The sequence below is a fragment of the Micromonospora sp. ANENR4 genome (assembly GCF_015354395.1).
Classification (GTDB): Bacteria; Actinomycetota; Actinomycetes; order Mycobacteriales; family Micromonosporaceae; genus Micromonospora; species Micromonospora aurantiaca.
In genome coordinates, this window is sequence record NZ_JADKYQ010000005.1 from 182387 (window position 1) to 198729 (window position 16343).

Annotated in this window: 15 protein-coding genes; 10 read left to right on the forward strand and 5 right to left on the reverse strand. The window is 71.4% G+C overall.

Translation table 11 applies throughout. The features are described 5' to 3' along the window. Positions 1-34: 34 nt before the first annotated feature. The gene (locus IRY44_RS10755; RefSeq protein ID WP_013283216.1) at positions 35-274 is read left to right on the forward strand and encodes a hypothetical protein; all 240 of its coding nucleotides are present in this window, start codon (positions 35-37) and stop codon (positions 272-274) included. Here IRY44_RS10755 and IRY44_RS10760 read toward each other — a convergent pair. From IRY44_RS10760 to dnaA, 5 genes are all read right to left on the reverse strand, one after another. Next, the gene (locus tag IRY44_RS10760) at positions 265-870 is read right to left on the reverse strand and encodes a DciA family protein (RefSeq protein ID WP_194800280.1); all 606 of its coding nucleotides are present in this window, start codon (positions 868-870) and stop codon (positions 265-267) included. The genes IRY44_RS10755 and IRY44_RS10760 overlap by 10 nt on opposite strands. Continuing rightward, positions 863-1993, reverse strand: coding sequence for a DNA replication/repair protein RecF (recF, locus tag IRY44_RS10765; RefSeq protein ID WP_013473313.1), 1131 nt, complete (start codon positions 1991-1993; stop codon positions 863-865). Before recF ends, IRY44_RS10760 begins: the two co-directional genes overlap by 8 nt. Before the next feature lie 16 nt (positions 1994-2009). Beyond that, entirely contained in the window at positions 2010-2882 is an 873-nt protein-coding gene (gnd, locus tag IRY44_RS10770) for a phosphogluconate dehydrogenase (NAD(+)-dependent, decarboxylating) (RefSeq protein WP_013283213.1), read from the reverse strand. 39 nt (positions 2883-2921) lie between these two features. Further along, positions 2922-4055, reverse strand: coding sequence for a DNA polymerase III subunit beta (gene dnaN, locus IRY44_RS10775; protein ID WP_194800281.1), 1134 nt, complete (start codon positions 4053-4055; stop codon positions 2922-2924). A gap of 1023 nt (positions 4056-5078) precedes the next feature. Continuing rightward, a complete protein-coding gene (gene dnaA / locus IRY44_RS10780) occupies positions 5079-6911 on the reverse strand; it encodes a chromosomal replication initiator protein DnaA (protein WP_194800282.1) in 1833 nt (610 codons plus the stop codon). A 576-nt stretch (positions 6912-7487) separates the two neighbouring features. Between dnaA and rpmH the strand changes: the two genes are divergently transcribed. The 9 genes from rpmH (at position 7488) to IRY44_RS10825 (ending at position 16343) form a co-directional block, all read left to right on the forward strand. After that, positions 7488-7625 carry a 50S ribosomal protein L34 gene (gene rpmH, locus IRY44_RS10785; protein ID WP_018788530.1) on the forward strand — a complete coding sequence of 46 codons (138 nt, stop codon included), beginning with the start codon at positions 7488-7490 and terminating at the stop codon, positions 7623-7625. A 34-nt stretch (positions 7626-7659) separates the two neighbouring features. Further along, a complete protein-coding gene (gene rnpA, locus IRY44_RS10790; protein ID WP_194800283.1) occupies positions 7660-8073 on the forward strand; it encodes a ribonuclease P protein component in 414 nt (137 codons plus the stop codon). A gap of 44 nt (positions 8074-8117) precedes the next feature. Beyond that, positions 8118-8357 carry a membrane protein insertion efficiency factor YidD gene (gene yidD / locus IRY44_RS10795; RefSeq protein WP_013477538.1) on the forward strand — a complete coding sequence of 80 codons (240 nt, stop codon included), beginning with the start codon at positions 8118-8120 and terminating at the stop codon, positions 8355-8357. Then, a complete protein-coding gene (yidC, locus tag IRY44_RS10800) occupies positions 8358-9359 on the forward strand; it encodes a membrane protein insertase YidC (protein ID WP_194800284.1) in 1002 nt (333 codons plus the stop codon). Positions 9360-9570: 211 nt separating this feature from the next. Beyond that, positions 9571-10158: a R3H domain-containing nucleic acid-binding protein gene (locus IRY44_RS10805; protein WP_135242593.1), complete on the forward strand. Its 588-nt coding sequence runs from the start codon at positions 9571-9573 to the stop codon at positions 10156-10158. A gap of 236 nt (positions 10159-10394) precedes the next feature. Beyond that, positions 10395-11258, forward strand: a complete 864-nt coding sequence (rsmG, locus tag IRY44_RS10810) for a 16S rRNA (guanine(527)-N(7))-methyltransferase RsmG (RefSeq protein ID WP_228531913.1) — start codon at positions 10395-10397, stop codon at positions 11256-11258. Positions 11259-11503: 245 nt separating this feature from the next. Continuing rightward, a complete protein-coding gene (locus IRY44_RS31165) occupies positions 11504-12841 on the forward strand; it encodes a ParA family protein (protein WP_269697864.1) in 1338 nt (445 codons plus the stop codon). Between the two features lie 27 nt (positions 12842-12868). After that, complete coding sequence (locus tag IRY44_RS10820; protein ID WP_194800285.1) at positions 12869-13909, forward strand: ParB/RepB/Spo0J family partition protein; 1041 nt, start codon at positions 12869-12871, stop codon at positions 13907-13909. Between the two features lie 1567 nt (positions 13910-15476). Continuing rightward, positions 15477-16343, forward strand: coding sequence for a hypothetical protein (locus tag IRY44_RS10825; RefSeq protein WP_194800286.1), 867 nt, complete (start codon positions 15477-15479; stop codon positions 16341-16343).

Sequence of the window (16343 nt, forward strand, 5' to 3'; positions counted from 1 at the left end):
TGGTTTGCACACAAAACAGCGAGAGGGCGGCGGGATGAGCGACGACGAGCAGGTGGGCGACGCCTCCGGCAAGGGTGGCCGCCTGTTGGGCTGGGTGTTCCGCAACCTCGCCGGCCCGTCCCAGGTGCAGGGCGCGGTGCAGGGCGGCTCGAAGCTGGCCCGCGACGCGTGGAAGGAAGACCTGGAGCGCCGCAAGCAGTGGAGCCGTGAGCAGCGCGAACTCAAGCGCGCCCGGCGTGAGGCACGGCGCTCGGGCGGTGTCGGTCAGCCGTAGGTGTCGCGGGGGCCGCGCCCGCGTACCCGTCGGGGGCCGCGCGACCACGACGGCGCCGCCGGCCCGTGGATGTGCAGCTTGCGCACCACGTTGTGGCCCACCTCGCGGGCGATCTGCTGCAACAGCGAGCCCGCCAGCAGGCGCAACTGGGTCGCCCACGCCGTCGAACGCGCCTCCACGGTCAGCTCCCCGTCCTCCAGCTTGACCGGGCGGCTGTGCTGCGCGACCTCCGGGCCGACCACCTTCTCCCACGCGCCGAACACCGTCGCCTCGGCCGCCGGCTTCTGCCAGCCCCGCGCCTTCATCAGCTTGTCCAGCACCGCGCCGAGCGGCTGCGGGTCGCGCGGGTCCGGACCCGGGCCGGAGTAGCCGCGCAGCCGCTTCTCGCCGTCGCCGCGGACCGCGCCGCGCCGTCGCGGGGCCGCCGCCTGCCGCCGGGCCTTCGCCGCGTCGAGCACCGCCCGGGCCAGTTCCGGCCCGGTCGAGCCCTCCGGCAGGTTCGCGGCCGGCTCACCGCCCGCGGGCTTTCCCGGGGTACGCGCGTCGCGTCCCGGCCCGAGCCGTGCGGGCGGGAGCTGCACCTCGTCATCAGGCACGCCGCACCGTCCCCTCGCCCACCGCGTACCGGGTGCCGCGCAGCGTCGCCGGCACGTCGTCGTCCACGGCACAGGTGACCAGGAGCTGGCTCGCGCCGCCGACCAGTTCGGCCAGTCGTTCCCGCCGGCCGGTGTCCAGCTCGGCGAAGACGTCGTCGAGCACCAGCACCGGCTCGATCCCGTCGGCGCGCAGAAGGTCGTACCCGGCCAGCCGCAACGCCAGCGCGTACGACCAGGACTCACCGTGGCTCGCGTACCCCTTGGCGGGCAGCGGGCCGAGCGTCAGCGCCAGGTCGTCGCGGTGCGGGCCGACGAGCGTGGTGCCGCGCTCGATCTCGGCGGCGCGGTTCGCGGTCAGCGCGGCGGCGAGCGCCTCCGCCAGCGCCGCGCGGTCCGCGCCGGGTTCGGGCAGCTCCACCGAGGGCCGGTACGCGATGCCCGCCGCGCCGCGGCCGGCCGCCACCGCGTCGTACGCCTTCGCCACGTGCGGGGTCAGCGCGGCCACCAGTTCCAGGCGGCCGGCGAGCAGGTCCGCGCCGTGCTGCGCCAGATGCGCGTCCCACACGGCCAGCGTCGACAGGTCACCGCCGCGTGTGCCGCCGGTCTTCCGAGCCAGGTACGACGTACGCAGCAGCGCGTTGCGTTGCTTGACCACCCGTTCGTAGTCGGCGCGGACACCGGCGTAGCGGGGCTGGCGGGTGACCAGCAGGTCGTCCAGGTAGCGGCGGCGTTCGGCCGGATCGCCGCGGACCAGTTCCAGGTCCTCCGGCGCGAACAGCACCAGGCGCAGCGCGCCGAGAACGTCCCGGGCGCGCCGGGCCGGAGACCGGCCGAGCCGGGCCCGATTGGCCTTGCCCGGCACGATCTCCAGCTCGACCAGCAGCTCCCGACCCTCGTGCACCACGGCGCAGCGGATCACCGCCGAGGCGGCGCCCATCCGCACCAGCGGGGCGTCGGTGGCGACCCGGTGCGAATCCAGGGTCGCCACGTAACCCAGCGCCTCGACCAGGTTGGTCTTGCCGACGCCGTTCGCACCGACGAGCACGTTCGGCCCCGGCTCCAGGTCGACGCCGACGCGCTCGTACGAGCGGAAGTCGACCAGTTCGAGCCGGCGGACGTACACAGCCTGTGGATACCGGTCAGCGCTTGTGGACGGCGTGGCCGCCGAACTGCTGGCGCAGCGCGGCGACGGCCTTCATCGCGGGCGAGTCGTCCTGCCGGGAGGCGAACCGGGCGAACAGCGACGCGGTGATGACGTTGAGCGGCACGGCGAGCCGGACCGCCTCGTCCACGGTCCAGCGGCCCTCGCCGGTGTCCTCCGTGTAGCCGCTCAGCTCGGCCAGCTCCGGGTCCTCGTCGAGTGCCCGGTCCAGCAGGTCGAGCAGCCAGGAGCGCACGACGGTGCCCTCGCGCCACGACTTGAACACGCCGGGGACGTTGGTCACCAGCTCCGAGGCCGCCAGCAGCTCGTAGCCCTCGGCGTACGCGTGCATCAGGCCGTACTCGATGCCGTTGTGCACCATCTTGGCGTAGTGACCGGCGCCGACCGGGCCGGCGTGCACGAAGCCGAACTCGCCCTCGGGCTTGAGCGACTCGAAGATCGGCATCAGCCGCTCGACGTGTTCCTGCGCGCCGCCGACCATCAGCGCGTACCCGTTCTGCCGGCCCCAGACGCCGCCGGACACGCCGACGTCGATGTAGCCGATGCCCTGCTCGTTCAGCCGCTCGGCGCGCGGGGCGTCGTCGCTGAACCGGGAGTTGCCGCCGTCGATGATGATGTCGCCCTCGCCGAGCACACCGGCGAGCTCGTCGATGGTGGCGTCGGTGACGCCGGCGGGGACCATGACCCACACCGCGCGGGGCGACTGGAGCTTCTCGGCAAGCTCGGCCAGGCTGGCGGCGTCGCTGATCTCCGGGTTGTGGTCGTAGCCGACCACCTCGTGCCCGGCGGCCCGCAACCGCTCCCGCATGTTGCCGCCCATGCGGCCGAGTCCTACCAGGCCGAGCTGCATCTGCTCCTACCTCCGTACGTCAGGGTCGTGCTGCTGCGATCAGCGGGACACGCGGATCGGCATGATGAGGTACCGGTACCCCGGGATGACCTCGCCATCCTCGCCTGCCGGGGAGATGACCGCGGGCTTGAACGCGTCGACGAACCGGAGCAGGGCGTGCTGCGCGCCCAGGTTGGCCAGACCGTCGATGAGGTACTGCGGGTTGAACCCGATGGTCAGCGGCTCGCCGCTGAAGGTGGCCTCCATGGCCTCGCTGGCCCGGGCCTCCTCGGTGCCGCCCGCCTCGACCACGAGACCGTCGGCGCTGAAGCTGAGCAGCACCGGCGTGGTGCGCTCGGCGACCAGCGCGACGCGCTTGACCACCTCGATGAGCGAGGAGACGGCGACGCGGGCCTCGGCGTTGTGGTCGGCCGGGAACAGCGAGCGCACCGGCGGGTAGTTGGCGCCGTCGAGCAGCCGGCTGGTGGTGCGGCGGGTGCCACCGGAGAAACCGATCATGCCCTCACCGGCGCCGCCGGAGGACAGCGCCATGGTGACGTGGCCGCCGAGCGGGCCGAGCGCCTTCGCGGTGTCGTGCAGCGTACGGGCCGGCACCAGCGCGTTGAGGCTGATCTCCGGGTCGTCCGGGTTCCACTCCATCTCGCGCAGCGCGAGGCGGTAACGGTCGGTCGCCAGCATGGCCATCGTGCTGCCGCTCAGCTCGATCCGTACACCGGTCATCATCGGCAGCGTCTCGTCGCGGCCGGCGGCGACAGCCACCTGGGCCACGGCGGAGGCGAAGGCGGCGGCGTCGACGGTGCCGGCGCTCTCCGGCATCTCCGGCAGCGTCGGGTAGTCCTCCACCGGCATGGTGGGCAGCGTGAACCGGGCGCTGCCGCAGACCAGTTCGAGGTGGGCGCCGACGGCGGCGATGTCCACCGGCTTGGCCGGCAGGGCCTTGGTGATCTCGGCGAGCAGGCGGCCGGAGACCAGGGCGGCGCCGTCCGCGTCACCCTGCACCTCGACCGTCACCTGGCTGGAGACCTCGTAGTCGAAGCCGGAGACCTGCAGGTTGCCGTCGGTGACGCGGAGCATCACCCCGGCCAGCACCGGTACGGAGGGTCGGTTGGGCAGGCTCTTGGCGGTCCACGCGACCGCCTCGGCGAGCGCGTCGCGCTCCACTCGGAACTTCATCAATGCCTCCGCGTCGACGTCAGCGACAACTCTCTCATGCCGACCGCTGCCACCCGTCCCGCCCGACCGTGCGGGTACCCATCGCACCTTAAGGCGCTGGGGCATCGGCTGTGCGCCCGACCCCGTGGATCCAGGTGCCCCGGGCGACTGCCGACAGCAGTGCTCCGGCCCGATCCACAGGAAGTCCAACGGTGATGATTGGTTTTTGTTGTTTAGAAGAGATAACTCATCGTCTTCATCGCACCTGTGCAAACTGTGGAGAACCGCCGTCCGCGCAGGTCATACACGTTATCCACCGGTGGTTTGGCTGTGGAGAACCAGGGGTAAAACTCGTGTCCCGGTCCACAGCCCTCGCCGGCCGCCGGGTTTTCCACGGCTGTCCACTGGTTGTCCACCGGTAATCCACCGGTTTTCTCCCCAGCGCTGTGGACAGCGCCGGAGACGTCCACAGCCGTCGTCCCCAGAACCTTCAACAGCTCGCCCACAGGTTGGCCGCTGTCTGGGGACAACGGGACCGTCATCCCCAGGCGTCCACAGCGTCGTCCCCAGGAGTTGTCCACAGTCTGTGGGTAACCGGCCGAGTGCAAAGGGTGGTTGTCCACCGCCTGTGACACAGGGGTTGTGGACAACGGGTACGAGCTGTGGACGAACACACGACAGACCCTGGGCCCTCCACCGGGTCGAGGGTCAACAGTTCCCCGCTGTCGGCTACTTGCCACCCGCCATGCCCGCCCGGCCGCGCCCAGCCCTGCACGGGTTGACCATGAAGTTGGCGGCATCTGGCGTCCGGTTTGTCGCCGCTAACCTCATGATCGACGCGAACGGTCGGCCGGTGAGGGCGGGACCGTGGCTGCTTTCGGGGCACGCGTGAGCGTGACGCTCAGCTCTGGCGAGATCGCTCGCGCGTCCGCCCCTTCTTGTTGACCAAGGAGTCTGGGGGCAGGAATGACGTGTGTTCGCTACCCGAACTCCTTGATCACCGCTGGAGCGGCGGGAGCGGCGGGAGCGGCGGGAGCGGGACGGTCAGGTGTTCTGCTTGATGCGGTTCGTCAGCTCGGCGATCTGGTTGTAGAGCGAGCGCCGCTCCGCCATCTGCTGACGGATCTTGCGGTCCGCGTGCATCACCGTCGTGTGGTCCCGGCCGCCGAACGCCTGCCCGATCCGGGGCAGCGACAGGTCGGTCAGCTCCCGGCACAGGTACATGGCCACCTGGCGCGCGTTCACCAGCACCCGGGAGCGGGAATGGCCGCGCAGGTCCTCCAGGCTCACGCCGAAGTAATCGGCCGTCGACACCATGATCTGGTCCGCGGTGATCTCCGGGCCGGCGCCGTCCGGGATGAAGTCCCGCAGCACCTCCTCGGCCAGCGACAGCTCGACCGAGGAACGGGTGAGGCTGGCGAAGGCGGTGACGCGGATCAGCGCCCCCTCCAGTTCGCGGATCGAGTTCGACACCCGGGACGCGATGAACTCCAGCACGTCCGGCGGGGCGAACAGCCGCTCCTGGGCCGCCTTCTTCTGCAGGATCGCGATCCGCGTCTCCAGGTCCGGCGGCTGGATGTCGGCGAGCAGACCCCACTCGAAGCGCGTACGCAGCCGGTCCTCCAGCGTCGCCAGCTGCTTCGGCGAGCGGTCCGAGGTGATCACGATCTGCTTGTTGGCGTTGTGCAGGGTGTTGAAGGTGTGGAAGAACTCCTCCTGCGTCCGCTCCCGGTTCTCCAGGAACTGGATGTCGTCGATCAGGAGGATGTCGACGTCCCGGTAGCGGCGCTGGAACGCGCTCGTCTTGTCGTCGCGCAGCGAGTTGATGAAGTCGTTCGTGAACTCCTCGGTCGAGACGTACCGGACCGAGCGGGCGTTGCCGAGCGTCGTGGCGTAGTGCCCGATGGCGTGCAGCAGGTGGGTCTTGCCCAGCCCGGAGCTGCCGTAGATGAACAGCGGGTTGTACGCCTTCGCCGGCGACTCGGCCACCGCCACGCTCGCGGCGTGCGCGAATCGGTTGGACGAGCCGATGACGAACGTCTCGAACATGTACTTCGGGTTGAGCCGGTTGCCGCCGCTCTCCGTACCGCCGGGGAGCCTGCGGTCGGCCTGGCCGCCTCCCGGACGGTGGTGGTCGGCGCCACCCCGGCCGGGGCCGTTGTCGGTGGCGCCGTCGCGGGGCAGGCCGCGCATCGGCGCGGGGTCGGCGGGCGGGCTCTCCCGGTAGCGGGGCTCGTATCCGCCGGCGTCCGGCACGGGCGGCTCGATGCGGGTGCGTTCGTCGAAGGCGCGGCGCTCGGGCGCGGTGCGTACCGGCTCGGCGAACGCGGCGCTGAAGAGCGTGTCCTGCGCGTCCCGGCCGGCCGGGATGAGGTGCGGGCGGCCGCCGTCTGCGGTCCGCTGCCGCGGGGCCGGCTCGTCGAGTGGCTGCTCCGGGCGCGGTTCGCCATATCCGGCCTCGGCGTACCCGGGTTCCGGGCGCGGCGACGGGAAGGCCTGGGCGGAGGCGGGCGGGCCGGGCTGGTCGAAGCCGGGCAGCGGGGCGGCGCCGTCGTGCTCGGGCAGCGGCTCCGGGCTGCTGCGGTAGACGGTGCCGGCCGGGCGGGCATTCGGGTCGTCGGCGACCCGTACGGTGACCGCCACCTGGATCGGCCGGCCGAGCAGGCGGCTCAACGCCTCGGTGATGGCCGGGCGGAGCCGGGACTCGATCACGTCCCGGGTGAAGGCGTCCGGCACCGAGAGCAGCGCGGTGTCCTCGACGATCGCCCGCAGGCGGGTGAGCCGGAGGTACGCCCGTTGCTGCGCGGAGATGATCTCGTCGGCGAGTTCGTCGGTGGTCGCCGTCCACACCGCGGCAAGGTCGGTCGCTCCGGTCACCGTCGTGCCACCCCCTCGCCTGCTCCTTCTCACGCCCGCCCGGACGGCTGACCGGTCGTCATCCACAAGTTATCCACAGCCTGTGTACCGACCGATTGTGGCCGCCCACCGGACGCGGGTCGGACCTGCCCCCCTCGATCCACGGAGGCGTTGAAGCGGGTTCACCGTGCCGAACGATTCAACAGCGTGTCCGGTCTTGCCGATCGGCGACAAACCCCGGACCCCCGACGCCGACCGCAATCGCGCACGCTAACAGCGCGGACCCCACAGCATCAACCGGCGACACCCTGACGACCTTGGCAACATCAGTGAAAACCGCCCCTTCGGTCGCGCTTGCCCGCAGGTCGGACGCCCGAGTGTGACGTTTGACGGTCATTGCGCCCCTGCGTAGGCTGGAGCGGCTGCTCTCTCGCCCTCTGCTAGGGTGATTGATGCTTGCTGTCCGTGGCTGTCATCCCGCATCGCCGGGGAGCGTGTCACGGCAGCGCCGATCGGAGGTCACCGACAGGTGATCTGGACCAGCACACGACCCCGGGCGATCCGCCGCGCGGGGCGTACGACAACGGAGAGCCTGACGTGAGCAAGCGCACCTACCAGCCGAACAACCGCCGGCGCGCGAAGACCCACGGCTTCCGGCTGCGCATGCGCACCCGTGCCGGCCGCGCCATCATCGCTACCCGTCGCTCCAAGGGCCGCGCGCGCCTGTCGGCCTGACGCCGACAGGTCCGGTCCGGGGACGTGGGCAGTCGTGCTGGCCGCCGCGCAACGACTGCGGCGCAGTAGCGACTTCGCCGCAGCGGTTCGCGGTGGCCGACGCGTCGGCCGCGGCGCCGTCGTGGTCCACCTGACCCTCCCCGAGCCGATCGGCACCACCGCGACACCCTCGCCGGAGCCGGCGCGGACCCTCGATGCGGAGACCTCCGCACCGAGCCGCGCCGGCTTCGTCGTGTCCAAGGCCGTCGGCGGCGCGGTGGTCCGCAACAAGGTCCGCCGCCGGCTCCGGCACCTGGTCCGCGAGCGGCTGGCCGAGCTGCCCGCCGGCACGACCCTCGTGGTACGCGCGCTGCCCGCATCGGCCGACGCGACGTACACCCGGCTCGGGGCCGACCTGGACGCGGCCATCGCCGCCGCGCGGGCCCCCCGGGGACGGCGGTCGCGGTGAGCGGCCCGACGACGGCGACTCCGCCGCCCACAACCGGTGCCCGCATGCTGCTGGCGCCCATCATCGCGTACCGTCGGTGGATAAGTCCGGCACTGCCGGCCCGCTGCCGGTTCTACCCGTCGTGCAGTGCCTACGCCGTGGAGGCGGTGTCCCGGCACGGTGCGCTGCGGGGAGCCTGGCTGACGGTCCGTCGGCTGTCGCGCTGCCACCCCTTCCACCCTGGTGGACACGACCCGGTTCCGGAGCCGGGCGACCGCCGCCGTTCCGACGTGACTGGAGCCTGAGTGTTTAGTCTCGACTGGATCTACTACGCGATCTCGTGGATCCTGCTGACCTGGCACTCGGCCTGGGACGCCATCGGAGTTCCGGTCGGGGCCGTGATCGGTACGAACTGGGCCTGGATCCTCGCCATCGTCTTCCTGGTGGTGACGGTCCGGGTGATCCTGTTCCCGGTCTTCGTCAAGCAGATCAAGTCGCAGCGTGCCATGCAGGCGCTCCAGCCGAAGGTCAAGGAGCTCCAGGAGAAGCACAAGGGTGACCGGGAGACGCTCCAGAAGGAGATGATGGAGCTCTATCGGAAGGAAAAGGCCAACCCGCTCATGGGCTGCCTTCCGATGTTCCTCCAGATCCCGGTCTTCCTGGGCCTGTTCCACACGCTGCGCCGCCTCAGCCCCGACAACCAGGGCAAGACCCTGTACGGCTGGACCGTCGACCAGTTCAACAGCGCCTCCAACGCGACACTGTTCACCGCGCCGATCTCCGGCAAGTTCGGCTCCACCGCCGAGGAACTGAGCCGGCTGGGTGCGAACACCGGCACGGTCAAGGTGGTCGCCGGCATCCTGGTGCTGATCATGATCGCCACCACCTACCTGACCAGCCGTCAGATGATTCTCAAGACCGGGTGGGCCGAGGACCCGCAGCAGCGCATGGTGCAGCGGCTGATGCTCTACGGCATCCCGCTGTCGCTGCTGATCTCGGGTGCGATCTTCCCGATCGGTGTGATCATCTACTGGGTCACAAACAACCTCTTCACGCTCGGCCAGCAGCAGTGGGTGCTGCGGAAGTTCCCGCCGCCGCCGACCGCGAAGAGCACCAGCGCCGCCAAGAGCACCTCCGGCAAGAACCCGGTGCAGCAGGCCAAGGCCGGTGGCCTGTTCGGCCGCAAGGCGGCCCAGCCGCCGGCGAAGGCTCCGGCCGCCGCGCCGAAGGTGGCCGGCCCGAAGCCTGGTGCCAAGCCGGTCAACCCGAAGAAGGGTGGCAGCAAGCCCGCCAAGCGACAGGGCTGAGCCCACAGGGCCACCGTCGGCGACGTCGGCGGTGGCCCGTTCCGGCCGCGTGCTGCCATCCGAGGAGTCGGCGCCGGGCCGGAATCACCGCGCGGAGCGCGGACACGGGCGAAACTGGCCCGTACAGACGTGCCCGAGGGCACCCGGCGAACCTCCCGCCGGCCCCGGGAGACCAGCGGACCCCCGACGGTCCGGCCGAGCGAGTACGGAGATGAGACCCGTGACCGAGACCAGCATCCCCAGCGCCGACCAGTCCCTGGACGAGGAGACCCCCGTTACCGCCGCCACCGAGACCGAGGACGCCGCGGGCGAGGCCCGGGAGAAGAAGGCCCCGGCCGAGAGCGACCTGTTCCGGCAGAGCGAGATCGCCGCCGACTACGTCGAGGGTCTGCTGGACATCCTCGACTACGACGGTGACATCGACGAGCTGGTGTCGGGTGGCCGCCCGGTGGTCGAGGTGGTCGGCGGCCGGCTGCAGAACCTGGTCGGCCAGCGTGGCGCAACCCTGGAGGCGCTCCAGGAACTGGCCCGGCTGGCCGTGTTCCGCCAGACCGGTACGCCGAGCCGGCTGCTGCTCGACGTCGGCGGCTACCGGGCCGCCCGCCGCAAGGAGCTGGCCGCCGTGGCGAAGAACGCGGTCGAGAAGGTCAAGGAGCACGGTGAGCCGGTGCGCCTGGAGCCGATGTCCGCGTTCGAGCGCAAGTGCGTGCACGACGTGGTGAACGCGATGAGCGGGGTGGAGAGCGAGTCCGAAGGCGTCGAGCCCAACCGCCGCATCGTCGTCCGGCCGGTGGACTGAGGTCCGTGATCTCCGACGAGACGACGGCAGGAGCCGTGACCGGCCCGGGCGGTACGCCGCCCGGGCCGTCGGCTGTGCGCCCCGACCCCACTGTCGACCCGGTCTTCTCCGACGACGACGGGCCGGCCGACCCCGCGTACCCGGGAAAGGCAGTGACCGACCCCGGCGAGCCCGCCTTCTCCGGCGAGCCGGGGGTGGTGACCGGGGTCGAGCCCGCAGACCCGGCGGTGGACGTGATGCCCGCCTTCTCCGGTGAGCCGGCGGCGGACGTGGCACCGGCGGCTCCGGCCGCGGCGGCCGACCCGGTCTTCGCGGAGCCGTCGGCGGATGCACCGTCCCTCGTGGACGGTGGCGACGCCGGTGCCCCCGACCCGGCGACGGCGACGCTGCCGCCCGAGCTGGCGGAGGCCGCCCGCGCGTTGTTCGGCGACCGGCTCGACCTGGCCGCCGCGTACGCCGAACTGCTCGCCACCGACGGCGTGGTCCGCGGCCTGATCGGGCCCCGCGAGACGCCGCGGCTCTGGGAGCGGCACCTGCTCAACTGCGCGGTGGTGGCGGAACGGATCCCGGAGGGAGCCAGCGTGATCGACGTCGGCTCCGGCGCCGGGCTCCCAGGTCTGGTGCTGGCGATCGCGCGCCCGGACCTCACCGTGACGCTCGTGGAGCCGCTGGCCCGGCGGACCGCCTTCCTGATCGAGGCGGTGCAGCGCCTCGGCGTGACCCGGGATGTGCGTGTGTTCCGTGGGCGGGCCGAGGAGGCGGCGGCCGGCTCGCGCGACCGGGAACCGCTGAGCGCCGACATCGTGACCGCCCGCGCGGTGGCCCCGCTGGACCGGCTCGCCTCCTGGTGCCTGCCGCTCGTGGCTCCCGGCGGACGGCTGGTCGCGCTCAAGGGCGCCTCGGCGGCCGACGAGATCACCGAGCACACCGAGGCCGTGATCCGCCTCGGCGGCGGGACCCCCGAACTGCACCGCTGTGGCGAAGGGGTGATCGACCCCCCGGCGACTGTGGTCGAGGTGGTCCGGGAGCGCGTGGTGAACCCGCGCCGTCCCAAGAAGCCGAAGCGGTCGCGTGGCGGTCGCCGTCGCGGCGACCGCTGAGCGGGTACGCCATTCCGCATGCCCGGTCCGGTCGTTGGACCGGTGGGCGTGACGCGATCGATCGCAACCCGACATGGACCCACCGCGCCCGTCGGCCGTAGGCTGACCGCGCGTCGATAGTGTGGAACGGCGGTGCCGGGCGGCACCCGAACCCGATGGTTCCCGCCGAGCCGACGGCGCCGTGCAAGGCGCGGACGCGATTCGACGGGTGCGGACCGACCATCCGGAGCGGGTAGGGATGACAGGTGCATGACGACGGCAGGTACGACGATCCACGTTTGACCGGACCAGGAGGCCAGCCCTCCGCCGACCCCGTTTCACGTGAAACCAACTACCAGGAGTGGACGGTGAACGAGTCCGGCGAACCGTCCTCCCCGCATCCGGCACAGCCGCCCAAGCGACGGGAACCGTCCGTCGGCGGGCCGGCGCGTCCCGTCTCGTCCGCGCCGGCGAATGTACCGCCGGCCCGCGATCCGCTCGATCCGGCCGACGGTCCGGTGAACGCACCGACCCCGCGCCCGCCCGCGGTGCGAGCGAACGCCGCGGTACCCACCCGCTACGAACCCCAGCCGCCCGTCTCGGCCGTGCCGTACCCGGCCGCCCCCGAGGCCACCGTGGCGCCGTCCGACACGCCACAGGCAGACGGGTACGGGGACGAGGTAGACGTCAGCACGTACGTTTCACGTGAAACCCCGACGCGCGAAGAGGATGATCCACCGTTGGCTATGGAGGCGATGCGCGCCGTGCAGATCCTGAATCCCAGTGGCGAGGTCACCATGCCGCGCCCCGACCGGACCCGGGTGATGTGCGTCGCCAACCAGAAGGGCGGCGTGGGTAAGACGACCACCACCGTGAACCTCGCCGTGGCGCTCGCGCTGCACGGCAACCGGGTGCTCGTGGTCGACCTTGACCCCCAGGGCAACGCCTCCACCGGCCTGAACGTGCCGCACCACACGGGCGTGCCCGACGTCTACGACTGCCTGATCGACAGCGTGCCGCTCGAAGAGGTGGCCCAGGCCGTCGAGGGCATCCCGAACCTCTGGTGCGTACCGGCGACCATCGACCTGGCCGGCGCCGAGATCGAGCTCGTCTCGGTGGTGGCGCGGGAGTCGCGCCTGGCGCGGGCCATCGCCGCGTACCCGGGGCACTTCGACTACGTCTTCATAGACTGTCCGCCGTCGCTCGGCCTGCTGACCGTCAACGCGCTCGTGGCCGCGCAGGAGGTGCTGATCCCGATCCAGTGCGAGTACTACGCACTGGAGGGTCTCAACCAGCTCATAAACAACATCAACCTGGTTCGTCAGCACCTCAACCCGAAGCTCGAGGTCTCCACCATCCTGCTCACCATGTACGACAGGCGTACCCGGCTCGCCGACGCGGTGGAGCAGGACGTCCGGAACCACTTCGGCGACAAGGTGCTCCAGGCGGTCATCCCCCGCAACGTGCGTGTCTCCGAGGCGCCGAGCTACGGCCAGTCGGTGATGACCTACGATCCCGGTTCGCGGGGAGCCACGAGTTACTTCGAGGCCGCCCAGGAGATCGCGGAGCGAGGCGTCAAGGAGCCGGTGAGCCGGAATGCGTAGTGCGGAGATGTCGCTGGGAGGCGTCGCATGAAGAACCGTCCCCGCGGCGGACTGGGCCGAGGGCTCGGCGCCCTCATCCCCACCGGCCCGGTACCGGGCGCCGAACCGGCGGCCACCGAACCGGACTCGTCGCCGGCTGCTGCGGCGCCGTCGGCTCCGGCCGCTGGTGCGACTGCTGCCATCACCGGTGGCGTCGCAAGCACCCCCTCGCCGGCCGCCGAGCCCGAGCCGCAGCTGAGCCCGGTTCCCGGCGCGCGCTTCGCGGAGATCCCGGTCGACGCGATCGTGCCGAACCCGAAGCAGCCCCGGCACGTCTTCGACGAGGAGGCACTGGAGGAACTGAAGACCTCGATCCAGGAGGTCGGCTTCCTCCAGCCGATCGTGGTTCGCCAGCTCGACCCCGACAAGTTCGAACTCGTGATGGGCGAGCGGCGCTGGCGTGCCGCCCAGGCGGTCGGCCGGGAGACCATCCCCGCCATCGTCCGGGACACCAAGGACGACGCGATGCTCCGGGATGCGCTCCTGGAGAACATCCACCGCGCCAACCTCAACCCGCTCGAAGAGGCGGCGGCGTACCAGCAACTGCTGGAGGAGTTCGGCGCTACACACGAGGAACTGGCCCGGCGGATCGGCCGCAGCCGTCCGCAGATCTCCAACACGATCCGGCTGATGAACCTGCCGCCCGCCGTGCAGCGCCGCGTCGCCGCCGGTGTTCTCTCCGCCGGTCACGCCCGAGCTCTGCTCAGCCTCGACAACGCCGAGGCGCAGGAGGCGCTCGCCGAGCGGATCGTCCGCGAGGGCATCACCGTACGCGGTGCCGAGGAGCTGGTGCACCTGGCGCTCGCCGAGGAGCCGGCGAAGTCGGCCGCTGCCAAGCGCCGGCCGAAGCCGCACGCCCCGGCGCTCACCGATCTCGCAGACCGGCTCTCCGACCGGTTCGACACCCGGGTGAAGGTCGACATCGGCCGCAGCAAGGGCAAGATCACGATCGAGTTCGCCACCGTCGACGACCTGGAGCGGATCGTCGGGATCATCGGCATGGGTGAGGACGGGACGCCCGAGGCGTAGTCCTTCCTTCTCCGGTTGTCGATCCGGCCGCATCCCGACGAGAGGATGCGGCCGGATCCGTATCCGGGCCGGTTCGGTGCCGCTCGTTCGCCGGCGGCGGCATTGGGTCACCGCGATTCCGGTCGACGGAGAGAACGACCACTCGGAAGTCGGCGTCTCCGACGACGGGCCGGGCTGTCCGGTGCCGATGGTGCTCACTGAAGGCCCGGGGCGCCCCTCCCGCGCTGACGCGGCCGAAGCGGGCGGGAGCGTCGGGTCGCATCCGTTGGTGAGCTGTCGCGCCTCGTTCCGCGTTTCACGTGAAACGGGGACCGGTGACTGGGAGATGGGGCGCGGGTGGACCCACTCGCCGCGCTGCTGATTGGTGGCACGCCGTGCGCCCGAGCGCTGAGCGGCCTAGTGCGCGAGGGCGGAGTGCGCAAAGGTTCCGAGGGCGCCTTCGGCGTTGACGAGTCGGTGCGCGCCCACTTCGCTGGTCTGGCAGGAGGGCTGACGGCGACGGCCCAGACCCAAGGGGCTGAGCACACTAGGCCGTGGCGGTCGCGCGGGAGTCGCTCTGCCGAGCCCGATCCGGTTGCGCATGTGAGCCGATCCCGGCGCACCGAGCCGCGCTCCACGGAACCGGGGAGCGCCGAGCGAGGGTCGCTGAGCCGAGGAATGCCGAACCGGAGAGCTGCCGAACCCGGGACGGGACGGAGCCGGGAGGGGACGGAGCCGGGGAGCGCCGAACCGGGGACCGCCGAGCCGAGGACTCTCGCGAGGAGCCCGGGCAGCGGGCCGAGGCGTGCGGCCCGTCAGCATTCCCGGGACGGCTTCCCGCTGAGTCGTCGGTGCCGCCCTCGAATGACCTGCCAGCTCTCCCCGCCCCGGGCCGGATGGTCGCAGACTTCAGGGCGGTGGCGAGCCCTATCAGCGATCGAGCGCAAACCCGAGGCCGTGTGGCCCGGCTCGGCCGGTCGGCTCGAACCCGTCTGCTGTTTCACGTGAAACGCGGCGACCGACCCGATCCTCATCCGATCGAGTGCCGGCTGTGCCGAGTACAAGCCATGAGGCGCGGCGCCGGCCATTAAGCCGAGCGGTGATCGGCGCGGCTTGAGATCCGCGCGGCCCGGTCCGTTCCCACCGAACAACCGCGGGATGGTTCGCCTCCCGACTTACTTCCCCCGTCGCCTCGCGGCGCCTCGTTCGATCGGCCGGACCCGCCGAGGACTCAGTCACGGAACACGGCCGGCCCGGCGCCGGTGAGCCGAGCCACCGAGCCGAGAAGCGCACCGACGCGCACTCGCGTTTCACGTGAAACGGCTAGAAGGAGCCGCCGACACCCCGGTGCGGATCGGTCGCCGGATCGTTGGAAGAACGAGCCCGGAGACACCCGAGGTTATCCACAGCAGTTGTCCACAGGCACTCCCTGTTTCACGTGAAACGAAGCGAGGAAACCCTTGCTGAGCAGTGCATGACGCGCTGTACTGGTGATCTCGGCAGCCTGTGGACAACGCGGTGGACAACCGGTGGGCGGCCAGTGGAACAGGTAGGGACAGGCGTCGCCAACTCGGTTAGGGTCAGCGTCGTGCCGGACACCCCTCCCTCAGTTCCCGACTTCACCCAGTGGCCGTCCTTCCCCTTCGAGGGCGATCTCCGCGTCAAGCAGCTCGACGAGCCCGTACCGTTCGAACCTCCCCGCCGTGGCGAGGCGGACCGGGAGTGCACCGCCTGCAACGCGCCCGACGAGGCGTACATCTGGGTCGGCGAGCGGTGGCGCGTCCGCGCCATGGACCGGCCCACCGGCCTGCCGATGGTCCTGATCCTGGAGTCCCGTTCCCACCTGGATCTGGGCGACCTGCCGAACCTGCTCGCCGCCGAACTGGGCGTGATGACCGTCCGCCTGGAGCGGGCCGTGCGGTCGCTCGACGGGGTGGCCCGGGTCCACGTGAACCGGTGGGGCGACGGGTCGGCGCACCTGCACCTGTGGTTCCTGGCGCGGCCGTACGGGCGGCTGCAACTGCGGGGCACGTTCCTGTCGCTGTGGGACTCGATCCTGCCGCCGATCTCCGAGGACCAGTGGCGGGAGAACCTCGCCATGGTGGCCGCGTGGCTCGCCGAGTTCGGCGGTCGTCCGTTGGCCGAGCCGCCGCGCATCCAGTGGCAGGCGCCGTCGAGTCTCTCCGCGACCTCGCCCGCGAACGCCGCTGAGGAGCCCGAGGAGGAGTCCGTCTCGGTGATCGAGGCAGCGGACGAGATCCCGGAGTCCGACGCGGCAGCGGACGTCTCAGACCCCTCGGCGGGCCCGTCGGAGCCCGACCCGGCACCGCAGACCGGCTCGATGCCGGTATCCGCGCCGGGCAGCGCGCCGACGAGCGAAGGCGACGACGAGTCGGGGGACGAGGGCGGAGACGAGAACGACCGGCCGGACGCAGCGCGTACCCGGGAGAGCTGA